General features: G+C 41.3%; 15 protein-coding genes and 2 pseudogenes. 7 read left to right on the top strand and 10 right to left on the bottom strand.

Annotation, left to right across the window (positions count from 1 at the left end; all coding sequences use genetic code 11):
- Window positions 1–8: 8 nt before the first annotated feature.
- The 5 genes and pseudogenes from M0M83_RS11410 to M0M83_RS11385 all read right to left on the bottom strand — a co-directional run.
- A pseudogene (locus M0M83_RS11410) lies at window positions 9–689 on the bottom strand (energy-coupling factor ABC transporter ATP-binding protein); the annotation flags it as partial.
- A gap of 214 nt (window positions 690–903) precedes the next feature.
- Window positions 904–1536: pseudogene (locus M0M83_RS11400) on the bottom strand (ABC transporter ATP-binding protein); the annotation flags it as partial.
- Window positions 1530–2234, bottom strand: a complete 705-nt coding sequence (locus tag M0M83_RS11395) for an energy-coupling factor transporter transmembrane component T (protein WP_248466602.1) — start codon at window positions 2232–2234, stop codon at window positions 1530–1532. The pseudogene M0M83_RS11400 and the gene M0M83_RS11395, both read right to left, overlap by 7 nt.
- A complete protein-coding gene (locus M0M83_RS11390; RefSeq protein WP_125891130.1) occupies window positions 2235–2816 on the bottom strand; it encodes an ECF transporter S component in 582 nt (193 codons plus the stop codon).
- 36 nt (window positions 2817–2852) lie between these two features.
- On the bottom strand, window positions 2853–3278 hold the full coding sequence (locus M0M83_RS11385) for a PPC domain-containing DNA-binding protein (protein WP_213912626.1): 426 nt from the start codon (window positions 3276–3278) through the stop codon (window positions 2853–2855).
- A gap of 577 nt (window positions 3279–3855) precedes the next feature.
- Between M0M83_RS11385 and M0M83_RS11380 the strand changes: the two genes are divergently transcribed.
- Together M0M83_RS11380 and M0M83_RS11375 are read left to right on the top strand one after the other, a co-directional pair.
- Window positions 3856–4308 (top strand): DUF441 domain-containing protein, encoded by a 453-nt coding sequence (locus tag M0M83_RS11380; RefSeq protein ID WP_125891128.1) that lies wholly within the window; start codon window positions 3856–3858, stop codon window positions 4306–4308.
- A 4-nt stretch (window positions 4309–4312) separates the two neighbouring features.
- Complete coding sequence (locus M0M83_RS11375) at window positions 4313–6337, top strand: tRNA(Met) cytidine acetyltransferase TmcA (RefSeq protein ID WP_248466601.1); 2025 nt, start codon at window positions 4313–4315, stop codon at window positions 6335–6337.
- Here M0M83_RS11375 and M0M83_RS11370 read toward each other — a convergent pair.
- Window positions 6318–6509, bottom strand: a complete 192-nt coding sequence (locus tag M0M83_RS11370; RefSeq protein WP_125891127.1) for a YpfN family protein — start codon at window positions 6507–6509, stop codon at window positions 6318–6320. The two genes, M0M83_RS11375 and M0M83_RS11370, sit on opposite strands and share 20 nt — an antisense overlap.
- A gap of 470 nt (window positions 6510–6979) precedes the next feature.
- On the opposite strand from M0M83_RS11370, the gene M0M83_RS11365 reads away from it, so the two are divergent.
- Window positions 6980–7372, top strand: a complete 393-nt coding sequence (locus tag M0M83_RS11365; RefSeq protein ID WP_102139840.1) for a DUF454 family protein — start codon at window positions 6980–6982, stop codon at window positions 7370–7372.
- Window positions 7373–7426: 54 nt separating this feature from the next.
- Here the strand turns inward: M0M83_RS11365 and M0M83_RS11360 are convergent, their stop codons facing one another.
- From M0M83_RS11360 to M0M83_RS11345, 4 genes are all read right to left on the bottom strand, one after another.
- A complete protein-coding gene (locus tag M0M83_RS11360) occupies window positions 7427–8095 on the bottom strand; it encodes a M15 family metallopeptidase (protein ID WP_125891125.1) in 669 nt (222 codons plus the stop codon).
- Window positions 8092–9222 (bottom strand): succinyl-diaminopimelate desuccinylase, encoded by a 1131-nt coding sequence (gene dapE, locus M0M83_RS11355; RefSeq protein ID WP_248468448.1) that lies wholly within the window; start codon window positions 9220–9222, stop codon window positions 8092–8094. The genes M0M83_RS11360 and dapE overlap by 4 nt, the downstream gene beginning before the upstream one ends.
- Window positions 9223–9235: 13 nt before the next feature.
- Window positions 9236–9607: an ArsC family reductase gene (locus tag M0M83_RS11350; protein ID WP_248466600.1), complete on the bottom strand. Its 372-nt coding sequence runs from the start codon at window positions 9605–9607 to the stop codon at window positions 9236–9238.
- A gap of 145 nt (window positions 9608–9752) precedes the next feature.
- Window positions 9753–10373 carry a LuxR C-terminal-related transcriptional regulator gene (locus tag M0M83_RS11345; RefSeq protein WP_125891124.1) on the bottom strand — a complete coding sequence of 207 codons (621 nt, stop codon included), beginning with the start codon at window positions 10371–10373 and terminating at the stop codon, window positions 9753–9755.
- 522 nt (window positions 10374–10895) lie between these two features.
- Between M0M83_RS11345 and maeB the strand changes: the two genes are divergently transcribed.
- The 4 genes from maeB to M0M83_RS11325 all read left to right on the top strand — a co-directional run bounded on the left by maeB (window position 10896) and on the right by M0M83_RS11325 (window position 17254).
- Window positions 10896–13175, top strand: a complete 2280-nt coding sequence (gene maeB, locus M0M83_RS11340) for an NADP-dependent malic enzyme (protein WP_213912628.1) — start codon at window positions 10896–10898, stop codon at window positions 13173–13175.
- 118 nt (window positions 13176–13293) lie between these two features.
- Window positions 13294–14160: a ChaN family lipoprotein gene (locus M0M83_RS11335; RefSeq protein WP_213912629.1), complete on the top strand. Its 867-nt coding sequence runs from the start codon at window positions 13294–13296 to the stop codon at window positions 14158–14160.
- Between the two features lie 145 nt (window positions 14161–14305).
- Window positions 14306–15109 (top strand): energy transducer TonB family protein, encoded by an 804-nt coding sequence (locus tag M0M83_RS11330; protein ID WP_213912630.1) that lies wholly within the window; start codon window positions 14306–14308, stop codon window positions 15107–15109.
- 12 nt (window positions 15110–15121) lie between these two features.
- Window positions 15122–17254, top strand: a complete 2133-nt coding sequence (locus M0M83_RS11325) for a S9 family peptidase (RefSeq protein ID WP_248466599.1) — start codon at window positions 15122–15124, stop codon at window positions 17252–17254.
- Window positions 17255–17382: the final 128 nt, after the last annotated feature.

Raw genomic sequence — 17382 nt, 5'->3', positions numbered from 1 at the left:
TGTAACTCAGGATGACCTAATACTTCCCGTGGTTGACCATCAGCAATTAGATTACCCTTTGATAGATGCAATACACGCTGAAAATGGCGGGCAACAAAATCAAGGTCGTGGCTGATGGAAACGACAGTTACCCCTTTTTTTCTTTGTAATGTCAGCCAATCTTCAAACTTTCGCATCCAAAAGGCATCAAAGTCACGGCTTGGTTCATCAAGCAGCAATAGCTTAGGGGAAACAGCCTCTAAACAGGCAACAGCAACCATCCTTCGCTGGCCTGCATGCAAATCTAAAGGGTGTTTATCCGCTACGTCGGATAGATGACAAATTTCAAGTGCCTGATGTACTCGGTCTTGAATATCACGTTTATGATATTTCTGGCGTTTTAAGCCAAACGCAATTTCATCACGCACACGACTATGAAAAATTTGTTTCTCAGCTTCTTGGAATAAAATGCCGATATGGTTGGCTCTTTGTGGTGAAGAGAGAAGGTTAAGCGGCTGGCTATCAAGCCGAATGTCGCCTTGTGTGGGGTGTAATAACCCCGCTAAAAGGCGTAACAATGTTGATTTTCCTGCACCATTATCCCCAACCAAAGCAACCCATTCACCAGGGTGAATAGACAGAGATAAAGATTGTATATTATCAATAGTTGAATTTGGCCAACGATAACTCAGATTGTTAAGCAGTAACATATTGCTCCTTAAACATCTGTAGCAATTGCGCTTCATCGTGGGGAATATTTCCTTGCCAATGCCCTAATTTGACCAACTCACCTACCGCCCGCCATGCATCTGGCATATTGATTGTTTCAATAGCATCAAGAAAAACATCATTTAAACTGCCTGTTGCGACCATTTTCCCAGCTTCTTGAAAGGCTTGGCCTGTACTTAGCAAAAGGAATGAGCCACAGAAACGGATGGCCGGTAGTAAGTTACGTTCAAAAAAAATAATGCTGCAGCCCGTTTGTTCTGTATAGCATTGTAATTGGGCTAAAATGCGTTGTGTTGCACTTGGGGTTAGCCGACTAAACGCTTCATCGAGTAAAAGGAGTTTAGGCTGCATCGCTAATGCACTGGCTAACACAACGCGCTGTGCTTCACCGCCGGATAAGGTGGCAGGATGACGCGTTCGCAGTGCCTCACAAAATGTGAGTTCAATGGCTAGTTCAACTCGCTCACTAATTTATTCGGGTGTTAAACCGAGGTTCTCGGGGCCGAATGCAATTTCCTGTTCAACGGTAAACGCGCAGCCTGAGAGTTGTAATTGGGGGGATTGCTGAACAAGTTGGCGTGAAATAGACACCTGAACCACCACGTTATCAGCTAAAGGTGCTTGCAATACCTCTGCGGTTCCTTCAATTTTTCCCTGGATGAGCTCATTGTGCCAACCGGCAAGTATTTGTGCTAACGTGCTTTTTCCACTGCCGTTACCACCTAATACACATAGCCATTGGCCTGCTTTAAGCGGAAGGTCAATCGGCCCTAATAAGGATTGCTCCGCACCTTGCGGAATGAAGCGCATTTGTTGTAAATTCACCACCACAGAGAGAGACCACCTTCAATAATAATTAACAAAACTAACCCATACCTAAGCAAGGCTTGGTGGGGGTTATCCACCGGTGGGTTCAATGTCGTGCGTTTAGTGCAATAGCGAAAGCCACGCATATCTAATGCAGCGCCACGAATACTCAGTTCACTCAAGGTATTACTGGCAAGTGGAAACAATAGGGCTGGTAACGATGTAATACGCTGCCAAAAGCGACCATCAAGAGGAACGCCTCTGGCTATTTGTGCTTCACGGATAGTGCTCAATTGTTGACGAAGTTGTTCGGCAAGTAATAATGGGCCAGCGAGTAGATAAGCGAAGCTCGCAGGTAAACGGCTAGCAAACAAAGCACGAATAAAGCGCTCAGTCGGTACATATTGCAGCCAAAGTTGAGAAGCACTAATAATTGTCAATAACTTAAACCATAGCGCCAGCGCAAACTCAGGGCGGCTATTTTTTAAAGTGTCCCCGGTTAAGAGCTGAGCTAGCCAGCCTCCATGAATTAACCAAAGCCCTGCCGCCATGGGAAGCATAATCCACGCAACTATTTTCCAACGGTAGCGCGCAGGCCGCCAAAACAATAAAGCAGTGAAAGTGCTGCAACCTAGTACAATTAATGGCCAGCTCAGCGGTAAGAAAAGCGAACTTGCACTGAGCCAAAACCAAATTGTCAGCGAGGTGAAGGGGTGCATTTAACGGACCTTCGCCATATTTGGATAATTACGTTGAACACGTTCGGGTAATTGTCGAACCAGTAACCAAGCAATAATGGCAGAGGCTACTTTATCCGCAATATTGGCGCCTAATACCGTAATGGCCACAGATTCTAATAAGTTATCGCCAACTGCATGGAAATATGCGACAAAAAAATCAGCGCCGCTACCGGTTGTCCCCGCAAATAAGTAAGTGCGAATAGGAACGGCAACGATCATTAACGCAAAAGTAATCACAACACCGGATAAGATCACTCTTGGTAAGGTACGAAAACCGCCTGCACGAGCTAATAAGCCAGCACTCAGGCCAATCATCATCGCAACAGGTGCGAATGCAGCTGCAATTGGACCACTGAGTAAGCCCCATAATAAATTCGTGAGTAAGCCACTTAATAACGCAACCCAAGGGCCAGCCAATAATGCACAAATTAATGTTCCGATCGAATCTAAAAATATTGGCAGTTTTAGCATCGAACTTAATTGGCCAATGACCATATTAATGGCAATAGAAAACACAATTAAAGTCAAAGTGCGACTAGATATAATCGACGTTTTACCCATGACAAAGTCATTCCTTACAGTAATAAAATAATAAAATTAACGAGAGGTGATAATAAGCTCTTCATAACCAGACAACGGGCAAGGCTCTCGAGTGAAATTAACTTTCTCAAGTTCCCCAATAACCAGCTCTAATGTGGTTCTAACCGTACAACCCGGCATCATATGGCCACCGAGGACTTTTCCTTGTTCATCGGAGACAGACAAATGCAGGTGTTCACCTTGGGCATCTAACGTGCCAATGAATGAAACAATTTCAAATTTACCAGTTATTTGAAAGGTATTCTCTTGGCCTGCAAAACGCAGAGCAACGTCAGTTAAGCTGCCGACACTACTGACAATAAATGCAGCTTGTAGGCCATACTGCTCAATTTTTTGTCTTAATGTTAAGATCACATCTTCGCCAGGGACTAAGCGGATGGCAATAAAACGAGCGTTTGAATAGGGTGATAAAAGTTGATTCATATTATTAATCCTAATAATTGTGCTTGCGCTAAGCGTCCCACAACCATTGAAATCACTAAAATTATAAATAATGCGAAGTTATGATTTTTCAGTATTAATTGTTCGTAATTATTATACGCAATTGAGATGGATTGTCTGGCGGTAAAGGTATTTCGGCCTATCTTCAGCAAAAGGCACCATAAGTTGGTTTTTATAATGATAAATATAAAAAAAAGGGAGAAGTAAAAAAATAAACAGTGATGAATATTCCGAATATTTAGCTTAAGTTTTGTCGATGATCAGGATTATCCGTATTACCATGTTAATTTTTATTCAATTAAGGGTGTCACCGTCAGATATTCTGAGAGACTATTTTTCTAGAAGCATTAAATAGCGAATAAAAAATAGCTCGAATGTCACATTTTGGTTAATTAACTGTGCAGAGATAGTGGCTTATTATTAATTAAAAATATCGTTATAAAAATAAAAAGAGTTGGCGTTAATATTTGCTTCTTTGATAATGAGCCAATAACATGTTTTTAAGTCAGTCGATTGACTGCAAATAAATTATAATTGTGCGTTTTACAGGGACAAATCTATGAGTCATGTTGATCCAACACTAATCATTCTCTTGGTATTAGCTGGGTTAGGTATTATCAGTCATAATATGACAGTCACCCTTGCGATGCTATTTTTATTGGTAGTCAGAATAACACCATTGAATAATTATTTTCCATGGATTGAAAAATATGGTTTAACCATTGGCATACTTATCTTAACTATCGGCGTTATGACACCAATTGCGAGCGGCAAAATAACCGCTGGTGAGGTATTGAGCTCATTTTTGAATTGGAAATCGATTTTGGCAATTGTTATTGGCATCGCGGTTTCCTGGTTGGGTAGCCGAGGCGTCACATTAATGACCCATCAACCGTCTACCGTTGCAGGCTTACTTGTTGGAACCGTGATTGGCGTTGCCTTATTCCGTGGTGTGCCTGTAGGGCCTTTAATCGCAGCGGGGATATTGTCATTATTAATTGGTAAATCATAGCGTTATGATGTTGAAATTACTTCCTGCTATTATCGAACAATTGCATTTGGTTGGCATGCGTCGTCTTATGGTTCTTTCTGGCGACGATGCGTGGGTGGAACAGCAACTCAACCAACTGCAAGCTAGTATTGAGGGCGACTGGCTAACGATTTCATCAGACTTGCCTCACGGTGTTTCTCCTGAAAATGCCCATTTATTATTGGGCCGTGAATTTTTGCATGGCATCTTTGATGTACGTAAAGGTTTTCATAGTGAAGCACTCGCCATGCTGGCGGGCACGTTAAAAGCAGGGAGTTTGTTAATATTATGCACCGCACCTCAATCTGAGTGGGCGACAAATAATGATGTCGACAGCCTTCGCTGGAATGAACAATCGGGAGTGATCCCGACCCCGAATTTTGTTCATCACCTACAACGAACTTTCAAAGCATCCCCCGACATTTTATTTTATAAACAAGGGGATAATCCTAACTTCTCATTACTAAAAAACAAACCGTTATGGCAAGCACCTACAGGCCAGCCAACAAAACAACAACAACAAATAATTAGCCAATTATTAAGCGCAGAATATGGAGTTTGGGGCTTAATAGCGCCAAGAGGGCGCGGAAAATCGGCAATAGCAGGCATGTTAATACAACAATTTGGGGGAGAGTGTTGGTGCTGTGCCCCCGCCAAAGTGGCGACGGAAGTTTTAAGCCGACATGCAGGCCAATCGATTAACTTTTGGTCCCCTGATAACTTATTAGCCTATTGCCGCAGCAATGAAAAAATAACAGCAGATTGGCTGATCATTGATGAAGCTTCCGCTATTCCTAATTATATATTACGAGAGCTAGTCGAGTATTTTCCTCGTGTTTTATTAACCACAACAGTCGATGGCTATGAGGGAACAGGGCGTGGTTTTATGTTGAAATTCTGCGCAAGCCTAACGCATTTCAGGTTATTGCAACTTGATAGCCCTATGCGTTATGCGGCTAATGACGCCTTAGAATCATGGGTTAATAGCGCTCTATTACTGCAAGAGCCCACCTCTCAAACGGTTATTACTGAAACTGTTGAATATAAAGCGTTAACTCAGGCGTCATTAGTAGAAAATAATGAAAAACTAAGCGCATTTTATGGCCTATTAATGAGCGCACACTATCGAACGTCACCATTAGATTTACGACGGCTATTGGATGCTCAGCAGCAACATTTTATGGTAGCAAAAACGGAGCTTCATGATTGTGCTTATTTAGGTGCATTATGGATGGTGGATGAAGGGCAACTAACCGAATCATTGAGCTGGCAAATATGGGCTGGGCTTCGTCGACCAAGAGGAAATTTAGTTGTCCAATCTTTAGCAGCTCATAGTTATTTCCCCATTGCGGCACAATGGCTATCTCGCCGAGTGATGCGTATTGCCGTTGATGCGAACTACCGTAGGCGCCAAATTGGTTTAACGCTTTTAGAAAAACAGAAAGCAATTGCTACAGAGCAAGGGTTAGATTTTTTATCTGTTAGTTTTGGATTAACACCAGACTTAGTCGCATTTTGGCAAAAAGCGGGCTTTCGGTTAATACGAATAGGTTCGCATAAAGAAGCCAGTAGTGGCTGTTTTACCGCGATGGCTATTTTACCTATTTCAAACCGTGCATACCAACTTTGTGAACAAGGCGAATCCCGATTAAAACGTGACCTATATTGGCGCAGTGATTTACAAGAGTTTGCGTTCGAAACGGACCCACAGCAGCAACTAGTGACAGATGATTGGATAGAACTGATCGGTTTTAGTGAGTTTAAACGGCCCATTTCTGCGAGTGAAAGTGCGATCCTGCGTTTATTGAAGGAAGAAAAAAACGGGCTTTCGCTTCTCAGACGGCACTTTGTGTCATGTGAACCCATCGCACAGATTTGCGCAGATGTTGGTATAACAGGGCAAAAGCAATGGCTACAACGAGTAAGAGAAGAGGTTGGTATACAGGTAAAACAATACCAACCCACGCTGTTAGCGGAGATAAAGCAAAAAGTTATTTCTTCTTGTCTTTAGGCCAATCGTCTTCATCATCCCAAAGGTGGTTATTATCTTGATGTGGGGGGATCTCTGGTTTGTCATCTAAAAACTTTTTGGGATCCAATTTCATCATTTCTTTGACTGAATTCCAGATAAGCCCCACTAACAATAGTATGATTATCCACCAGTAGTCTGCTAACCATTGCATACATTACCTTCCATTCGTCATTCTTTGAGCTGTCTGTGCGTTGATATCGTTCAGTTACCCTAGTCACATACTTTTGTATGCTCCTAGGGATGCCCTCACTCATCGCCTTCATACAACTCAAATAATTTAGAATGGGTTGATAGAGCCATTCTTTGAGCTGTCTGTGCGTTGATATCGTTCAGTTACCCTAGTTACATACTTTTGTATGCTCCTAGGGATGCCCTCACTCATCGCCTTCATACAACTCAAATAATTTAGAATGGGTTGATAGAGCCATTCTTTGAGCTGTCTGTGCGTTGATATCGCTTAGTTACCCTAGTCATTGCTAGTAATAATCATTCCAACAGGCAAAAGCGACTTTTCATTAAGCGTGTTTACCATTAGAGTATACCATTGATATTATTATGAGTTACCACAAATTTTATGCGGTTTTTACCATTTAATTTATCTATTAGAGAGGAGGAGTAATTTTGAAAAAATTGTTCCTCATTGTTATTGGGTGGTTAGCTGTTGCGCTGGCATTTGCCGGCGTCGTTCTGCCGGTTTTGCCGACTACGCCTTTCTTATTGCTGGCGGCATGGTGCTTTTCTCGTTCATCTCCACGCTTTCATCATTGGTTATTATACCGCTCTTGGTTTGGGGGGTATATCCGTCATTGGCAAAAGCACAGAGGGCTACCTAAAGGGGCAAAACCCAAAGCAATTATATTGATAATACTCACTTTTTCATTATCAATCTGGGTTGTTAGTTATGTATGGTTAAAAATTGGCTTATTGGCACTGTTGTGTTGGCTGCTTATTTTTATGTATCGACTTCCCGTTGTTGATGAACAAATTTCGACTAAAAATAAAAAAGCCTCATAAATTATGTCATGTAGTCTATGAGGCGTGATAGAAGTTGCTTTGCTAACTTTGGGGTTATTCAGGAACTCTAATATAGCGTTCGAATACATAATCTAAGTTACTGTTTAACCAGTTTTTCCCGCAAATATCCTCTTGTTCTAGAACTTGCCTAATCACTTCTGGCGTCAATAGCTGTTCAGCTTCATGGGATAACGGCCAGTAGCTAATATGCCAAGGTTCATAGGCGACCCCTGCATTTTTGGCAGTAAAAGGGCGATAAAAATCAAATGTTGCCATATTATCCGTGAGCCAGTGATTTAGTTCAGCAAGGTAGCCGCCAGTTTCATACTCCCAAGGTTCTAACTGCAATGTTTGCCCTGCAGGGATACGTAAAGGATCATACACGTCTATTTCGGTTCCCCAATGATGACGGCTTGCACCGGGTAAGGCAGACCAATGCAAAATCGCCTCACAAAGCTCACCTTCAGAAAGGGCTGTAATATCTAGAGGTTGGCTCTGTGCATCAAGAACAGGGCGGAGGCCGGTGAATTTTTCATTCCAAATTAACTGTTGACGTGAAAAATCACGAAATGCACTTGCTGATTGTAACTTGAAACCCGCTTTTGCCGCCGCTTGTTGCATGGCTAAAAATGCTTTGGTGGCATTAAACTGTAGGCGGTGAGAGCCGCCAAGCGTCACTAAGTGGTCAGTTGAACGGCCCGTTAACATTGCGATGGTGATCATAATAACAATAACTCCATGACCCGTTCATAAATTAAAGCCAGTTGTTGCAAGTCTTTGACGCTAACGCATTCATCAACTTTATGAATGGTGGCATTCAATGGGCCAAGCTCAATCACTTGAGTTCCCATTTGGGCGATAAAACGGCCATCCGAAGTTCCACCACTTGTTGATAGCTCTGCGTTAAGACCTGTCAGTTCATGAACTGCTTGCAGAGTTGCAGTGACAAGCTCTTGTTTTTCAGTCAAAAATGGCTGCCCAGATAATGACCATTCAACTTTGTATGTAAGGCCATGGCGGTCTAACATATTAGTGACCCTGTCACGTATCTGTGTGTCAGTCAATTCTGTGCTGAAACGAAAATTAAATTGAACAAATAACTCACCAGGGATCACATTACTTGCCCCAGTACCTGCATGAATATTGGCAATTTGCATGGTGGTGGCAGGGAAGAACTCATTGCCGTTATCCCAGATAGTTGAGGTGAGCTCTTGCAAAAAAGCGGTTGAGCGGTGCACCGGGTTGTCCGCTAAATGTGGATAGGCAACGTGTCCCTGTGTACCCAAAATAGTTAAATTTGCGGTAATTGAGCCTCTTCGTCCATTCTTTATGATGTCGCCTAATTGCGATTGGCTTGACGGCTCACCGACTAAACAGTAATCAACGCGCTCATTACGTGCCATTAATGTTTCAACAACTTTAACTGTGCCATCCAACGCAGCTGCTTCTTCATCAGATGTGATTAAAAATGCCAATCTTCCCTGATGATGAGGGTGTTTCTTAACAAAGCGCTCTGCAGCGACAACCATTGCTGCGACTGAGCCTTTCATATCAGCAGCACCACGGCCATACAAATGTTGATTAATAATTGTTGGGGTAAACGGTGGCGTCTGCCAATTTTCGCTATTGCCTGCCGGCACAACATCGGTATGACCTGCGAATGCAAGGGTTGGCCCCTGAGTACCTCGGTGTGCCCAAAAATTCAATGTGTCACCAAAATGCATGGGTTCAACAGTAAAACCAAGTTGGTTTAAGCGCTCGGTCAGTATTGCTTGGCAGCCTTGGTCATCAGGGCTGATAGAAGGGCGAGTAATTAATTCTTTGGCAAGCTGAATAACGGGGCAATCCATCATATTTACCTGTTCATCGAATGAAGTTTTGGTAGTCATTAGCGTTAAACCCAACTAAGTATTGGTTATCTGGCGAAACAAGTACGGGCCTTTTGATCATGGCAGGCTCTGCAAGTAGTACTTTTTTTGCACTGTCTGCGTCAACAACTGCATTTTTTTCATCATCAGTCAGTTTACGCCACGTTGTTCCTCGCTTATTGACTAACACTTCCCAATCAATATGTTTCATAAAAGTAGAAAGTAATTCATCGCTAATACCATCAACGCGATAATCATGAAATTGATAGTTAATGCCATTGTCTTCTAAGTAACGGCGTGCTTTTTTAATGGTGTCACAGTTTTTAATTCCGTACATAATATAAGGCGCATTAGGTGTGTTGGGCATATGATTTTCCTCAAAAAACTAGCGATAACTCTTACATAATGAGGCAAAAATCACTTGGGATCTAGCCCAAACTTGAGAAATATATAATAACCTTATAATTAAAATCTATATGATTTAACCTCGACAATTAGTATATTAGACAAAATTATCTTGACCGCATATAAATTAAGCTAGCTTCGAGACGAGAGCGAACGCGTAACTTTTTAAGAATATTTCGAATATGAACTTTAACGGTTTCCTCTGAAATAAAAAGTAAATTAGATATTTCACGGTTTTTTAAGCCCACAGCCATTTCATGTAAAATTTCAGATTCTCGTTTCGTCAGTGCTGATAGCGGGTCATTATAATTATGACGTGAAATAAGATGTTGATATATTTTTTCACTAAAAACCAATTGCCCTCTAGAAGCCTTTTTCATGCTATAAAATAACATGTCAAGTTCACTGCTTTTCAATAAATAACCTTGTGCACCAGCATCAATAGCACCATATATATCTGTTTTAATTGTTGAAGCCGATAACACTAGTAAGTAACTATCATTGCAGTGTTTGCGAAGTAATCGCATGGTTTCAAATGTTTTAATACCTTGAATATTGGTATCGATGATAATGAGATTAGGTTGTAGGTGCCTTGCTATACTGAGGGCTTCGTAACAACAAGCGCACTCAGCTGTAATACTAAAGTGTGTATCAGTATTTATGAGCTGACGCAATCCCAAGCGTATAATCGGGTGCTCATCAATAATCATTACTGTATATTTAGACATAGAGGGTTCCTTTTTTATGTCTCAAACGCCAAAGCCTATTTAGGTATTCCTATAAAATAGATAATTTGATTTCAATATATTCATTATGTTTAATTGGTATATTAATAATTATAAAACTAGTGTGCTATATTATTAATATTACTTATTTAATTAATTCCTATAGCCATATTGGTAAAGTAAGGCGTTTGTCGATAATACATTAAAATAAGGAAATTCATATCTAATATTTAAATTAATATTAAGGGGGTGATTTTAAAACGGAATTACACAGTGTTGTTAGGTAATTAATTATTTATATATATTACCATCATGAAATTAACGATAAATTAAAAAGATATAGCGATAGCATGAAAAATAATTAAAGTGATTACGTTTTACTCTAATAGTGGGCTAACTCTATTGTCGCTGAAAGGCTGTAACTGAAAGATTTTTCTGGAAATTGCAGGTATGATCATGATTTGCTAGTGAGATGTGTTTATACTGTTATCGCTCTTACCTTACTTATATTGAAAGGACTTGACGATGGATGATAAATTAAAACAAAGTGCTCTTGATTTTCATGAGTTTCCACATCCTGGGAAAATTACGGTTACCCCAACTAAACCCCTAACAACCCAGAGAGACCTCGCATTAGCATATTCACCAGGTGTTGCAGTGCCATGTCTTGAAATTGCAGATGACCCACTTAAAGCTTATCGTTACACCGCTAAAGGTAACCTTGTCGGGGTGGTGTCTAATGGTACTGCTGTCCTTGGGTTAGGGAATATCGGTGCATTGGCTGGTAAGCCCGTCATGGAAGGGAAAGGTGTACTATTTAAAAAGTTTTCTGGCGTTGATGTCTTTGATATTGAAGTTGATGAAACCGATCCAGACAAGCTCGTGGATATCATAGCATCTCTTGAGCCGACGTTTGGCGGTATTAACTTAGAAGATATCAAAGCACCAGAATGCTTTTATATTGAACAAAAACTCCGTGAGCGGATGAAAATCCCTGTATTCCATGATGACCAGCACGGAACGGCGATCATCTGTACTGCCGCTGTCATTAATGGGTTACGGATTGTCAAAAAAGAGATTGGTGATGTTCGCCTAGTGGTTTCTGGCGCAGGGGCAGCATCAATCGCTTGTATGAATCTATTAGTCGCATTAGGGTTGAAACGCGAACATATCACTGTCTGTGATTCAAAAGGGGTGATTTATAAAGGCCGTGACGAGCGCATGGATGTGACTAAAGCCGCGTATGCAATTGACGATAACGGTCAGCGCACTTTAGCGGATGCGATCCCTAATGCAGATATTTTCTTAGGTTGTTCGGGGCCTCGTCTTTTAACGCCAGAAATGGTGAAAACCATGGCAAAAGATCCACTGATCTTAGCATTGGCTAACCCTGAGCCCGAAATTTTGCCACCGTTAGCAAAAGAAGTTCGTCCTGATGCCATCATTTGTACCGGTCGCTCTGATTACCCAAATCAGGTTAATAACGTGTTATGTTTCCCATTCATTTTCCGCGGTGCGCTAGACGTTGGCGCAACAACGATTAATGAAGAGATGAAACTGGCTTGTGTGTATGCCATTGCAGACCTGGCATTGGCAGAGCAAAGCGAAGAAGTCGCCTCTGCGTATGGCAACCAAGATCTATTCTTTGGCCCTGAATATATTATTCCGAAACCATTTGATCCACGTTTGATTGTTAAAATCGCACCTGCTGTGGCTAAAGCGGCAATGGACTCAGGGGTAGCAACACGTCCAATTGAAGATTTCGATGCTTATATCGAAAAATTAAACCAATTTGTTTATAAAACAAACTTATTTATGAAGCCAATTTTCTCCCAAGCGAAGACTGCGAAAAAACGCATTGTTTTAGCCGAAGGGGAAGAGGAACGTGTATTACATGCCACTCAAGAGCTGGTTTCTTTAGGTTTAGCTTTCCCAGTCTTAGTTGGGCGCCCAAGTGTGATTGAAATGCGTATTCAAAAACTTGGCCTACATATTGAGTTAGGTAAAGATTTTGAAGTGGTCAATAATGAAAATGACCCGCGTTATAAAGAGTATTGGCAAGAATATTACCAAATCATGAAACGTCGTGGTGTTTCCCAAGAAATGGCGCGCCGTGCAGTGATTAATAACCCAACCCTAATTGGTGGGATCATGGTGTTACGTGGTGAAGCTGACGGGATGATTTGTGGTACTGTCGGCAGTTATGGCGAACACTACGAAGTGGTTAAAGAACTGTTTGGTTTCCGCGAAGGTGTGCACACCGCTGGTGCAATGAACGCATTATTACTGCCAACGGGGAATACATTCATTGCAGATACTTATGTCAATGAAGACCCTTCACCGGAAGAGCTAACTGAAATCACATTAATGGCTGCTGATACAGTACGTCGCTTTGGTATTGAGCCAAAAGTAGCTCTGTTATCGCGTTCTAGCTTTGGTTCTTCAGACTGTGCTTCAGCACAAAAAATGCGTGATACGCTGTCGATGATCAAAGCCCGTGACCCACATCTTGAAATTGATGGTGAAATGCATGCGGATGCCGCATTAATTGAGTCTATCCGTAAAGATGTGATGCCTGATAGCCCATTAAAAGGTTCAGCAAATTTATTAATAATGCCAAATATGGAAGCCGCACGTATTAGTTATAACTTACTGCGTGTGACTAGCTCTGATGGTGTGACTGTCGGGCCAGTGTTGATGGGTGTTGCGAAACCTGTGCATATTTTGACACCAATTGCGTCGGTACGCCGTATCGTGAATATGGTTGCTTTAGCGGTTGTTGAGGCTCAAACAAATCCTCTCTAACGGGTAATTTAGTTAGTCTCTTTTAAAGGCTTCTATGGTTTCATAGTGGCCTTTTTTATTGAAAATGATTCTCATTATCTGTATCTTGTGGGTTTGACTACACAAGACGGAAAGCATAATGATTTCAATTAGATTGACCTCTCGAATAGCCACTTTGATGGTTGGGTTATTCTTTCTTATTGGTTGTACACAAAAAGTTGAACCGACAACCGTACAATTAGATAACCAACTAACAGTTAGTAACCAAATTATTGACTTAGCAACAGGTAAGTCTTTAACACCTCAGCAATTAATTGAGCAGCTTGCTCAATCTCCACGCGTGATTGTGGGCGAAAAACATGATAACCATTATCACCACCAAATTGAGCAGTGGCTTGCACAAGAAATGCCTAAAATACGGCCTCAAGGTGCGATCCTACTTGAGATGTTGACACCTTCACAGCAAAAAGGCGTGAGCCGTGTGCAGGCACAGATGCAAAGTAATCCCTATATTCGTGACGAAAAGTTACAGTCTGCCTTAAATTGGAATACTGGCTGGCCTTGGGAACAATATGGGGCTTTAATCCGCCATTTGCTGAGCTCACCTTATCCACTACTGTCTGCAAATTTAGATAAAGAAGAGGTGCTTTTCGCCTATGCTAACCCGTCATCGATAACGGGGCAGTATTCTACTCAACCTATTGTTCAAGAACTTATCAGCAAAACAATTGAAAGTTCGCATGGTGGAGAACTGACGCCTGAACAAGTCGAAAAAATGACATTTATACAGCAGCTGCGTGACCGCCGTATGGCAGAGTCGTTATTAAATGCGCCTACACCAGCGCTTCTGTTCGCCGGTGGCTACCATGCAACAAGGGCTATTGGTGTCCCCTTGCATGTGCAAGATCTCGCCCCTGATGAACCAATGAAAGTGTTAATTATTTCGGAAAGAGGGGAAGAAATAGACCACTTACATGCGGATTTTGTGTGGTATACACCTAAATGATGACTAAATAATAGCAACCTAATGATTTCAAAAAAGTTAATTTTGTGAAGTAATCTTTATTTTCATTAAGAAATGATTTCCATTTTCATTTGTTATTAATTATCATTTGCGTTTATGTGAGAGTACGTAAGTATGTAAGATAAAAATGAGCATAACAACATTTGAAAATGAATATTTAAAGCGAACGACAAAGATGAGTGGGTGGTTCGCATTGGCAATCGCTCTTCATGTTGTGGTTGTTGGGGTGTATATCTGGGTAACTCACAATCAACAATGGGAAGAGTTATTGCCACCGCCATCCGTGGTTATGGAGATTTCGATTGAATCGCAAGCGGAGCAGCTAACGGAAGTTAACATTGGTCAGTTACAAGAGTTATCGGTGGCAAGTCAGGCCCATGAAATGCCATCAGAGGAAAAGATTATACCGCCATTGGCTGTCAATGAGCAGGCAGAAGTGCAAGTGGCTAAGGCGGTGAGTAAACAGCGAACAGTTGAAGTTAAAAAACAAAAGCGTGAAAAACAGACGGTTGAACAAAAACAAGCGACTGATTCAAAGGCCAATGATGCTCCTGTCACCAGTGATGCGGCAGCACCACGACAGACTCAGAAAGTTGCCGCAGAGTTTAACAGCCAGTCACAATCGATAGATAACGCGAAGCGGCTGTGGGAAGCTCAAGTCTTGGGGAAATTAAATAAATACAAGCGGTTCCCTGAAGAGGCCGTAAGGCGAGGGCGAGTTGGTCAATCAACCGTGACATTTACGGTTGATCCACAAGGCTTTTTGCTTGCTAGCGACTTGGTGAATTCATCTGGAACGCGGTCGTTGGATAGAGAAGCGTTGCAGGTGTTATCAAGGGCAGCACCGTTGCCTGAACCACCGGCCGAAATTTTAATGAATGGGCGGGTAACAGTCAGGATCCCTATTGATTTTACTCTTAATGAAAAATAGATTGGATTAATTATGCGTAATAAACTCACTGAGTTTTGTCTTATTACATCACTTGGTTTATATGCAGCAACGAGTGCTGCGGAGGAAAGAATGTCAGCGCCAATAGCCAAAAAACAGCCTCATACCATTACCACTCACGGAGATGCCCGTGTTGATAACTACTATTGGTTAAGAGATGACCAGCGTGAGTCTCCAGACGTTATCGAATATTTAACGCAAGAAAATAATTATACGCAGCAACAACTTGAAAAAGGTGAGCCGTTAAAAAAAGAAATTTACGATGAACTTTTTTCACGTATGAAGCAGGACGATGAATCAGTTCCTTATAATTATAATGGTTATACTTACCGCTCTCGAGTGGTTGCAGGTAAAAACTACTCTATCTATGAAAGGCGTCCGGTAAATAGCCAGGGTGAATGGGTTGTATTAGTTGATGGTAATGAACGTGCAGAAGGCACTGAATATTATCGTATGGGCGCATTAGCTATTTCGCCAGATAATACCACGCTTGCCATTGCTGAAGATCGCCAAGGGCGTAATGAATTTGTCGTGTCATTTCGCAAAATTGATGAGAGCGAGTGGCAAGAAAATGTGTTAACCAATACATCAGGTAATATTGTTTGGGCCAATGACAACCAAACGCTATTCTATGTGAATAAGGACAAGCAAACATTGCTTCCTTATCAAGTCGTTAGGCACCAATATGGTACACAGCAAACTCAAGACAAACTGGTGTATGAAGAAAAGGATGATACTTTTTACGTTAGTTTAGCGAAATCGACGTCAAAAGATTTTATTTTAATAGGTATCACGAGTACTGAAACTTCTGAATATCGGTTAATTGATGCAAATCAGCCACAAAATGACGCTAAAATCTTAAAACCACGTCAAGTTGGGGTTGAGTACTATCCTGATCATTTCAATGGTAAACTTTACATTCGTTCTAATCACCAACACCCATTATTTGGTTTATATATTGTAGATAATATTTCAGCGCCGTGGGCAAGCTTTATAGCCCCACGTGATGGGGTTGATCTTGAAGGTTTTGCTTTATTTAATAATTGGTTAGTTGTAGAAGAGCGCCAAAATGGCTTAGTAAATATTCGCCAAATCAGCTGGTTAACGCATAAAGAAAACCAAGTGAGCTTTGATGACCCAACGTATATGGCATGGATTAGTAATAACCCTGAGCCTGATACAGACACACTACGCTACGGCTACTCATCAATGACCACACCGTCTTCAGTATATGAAATTAATATGCTGACTCAAGAAAAACAGCTTTTAAAACAAGAAGAAGTTAAAGATTTTAATAAGCAAAACTACCAAAGTGAGCGTATTTGGGTTACCGCACAAGATGGAGTAAAAGTTCCGGTTTCCTTGGTTTATCGTAAAGAACTCTTCAAACATGGCCAAAATCCATTGTTAGTCTATGGTTATGGCGCTTATGGGTATGGCATTGATCCTTCATTTAGCTCATCTCGTTTGTCTTTACTGGATCGTGGTTTTGTTTACGCGATTGCACATATTCGTGGTGGTGGTGATTTAGGTAAAAATTGGTACATACAAGGCAAAACAATCCACAAGATGAATACATTTACTGACTTTATTGATGCAACCAAAGGGTTATTATCAGAAGGTTATGGTAAAGCAGGACATGTGTATGCCATGGGGGGTAGTGCGGGTGGCTTATTAATGGGCGCTGTAGTGAACATGGCACCTAATTTATACGAGGGGGTTGTTTCCGCGGTTCCATTTGTGGATGTAGTGACCACAATGTTAGACCCATCAATTCCGCTGACCACCGGGGAATACGATGAGTGGGGTAACCCTGAAAATGAAGAAGATTACTGGCGAATTAAAGCGTATAGCCCTTATGATAATATCAAAGCACAACATTACCCACATATTTTAGTGACGACAGGGCTACATGACTCACAAGTTCAATATTGGGAACCTGCAAAATGGGTGGCTAAATTGCGAGATATTAAGCAAGGCAACTCATTATTATTATTAGAAACGAATATGAATGCAGGGCATGGTGGTAAATCGGGCCGCTTTAATGCATTAGATGATATTGCCCAAGAATATAGTTTTATTCTTATGCTTGAAAATAAAGATAAATATTTCCCTTATTTAAAATAATAATTAACCTATAAAAACTAGGTTATTTCAGGCCAACAACAATATTAATGACATTGTTGTTGAGCCTTTTCACAGGCTTTATTTGCTCTGTGTTAGCAGTGTGAGCGTATGACACACAGTACGTTTAC

Source organism: Providencia rettgeri (assembly GCF_023205015.1).
GTDB classification, from domain to species: domain Bacteria; phylum Pseudomonadota; class Gammaproteobacteria; order Enterobacterales; family Enterobacteriaceae; genus Providencia; species Providencia rettgeri_E.
The sequence above is the reverse complement of the archived record's forward strand: the minus strand, read 5'-3'. Positions and strand labels throughout refer to the sequence as shown.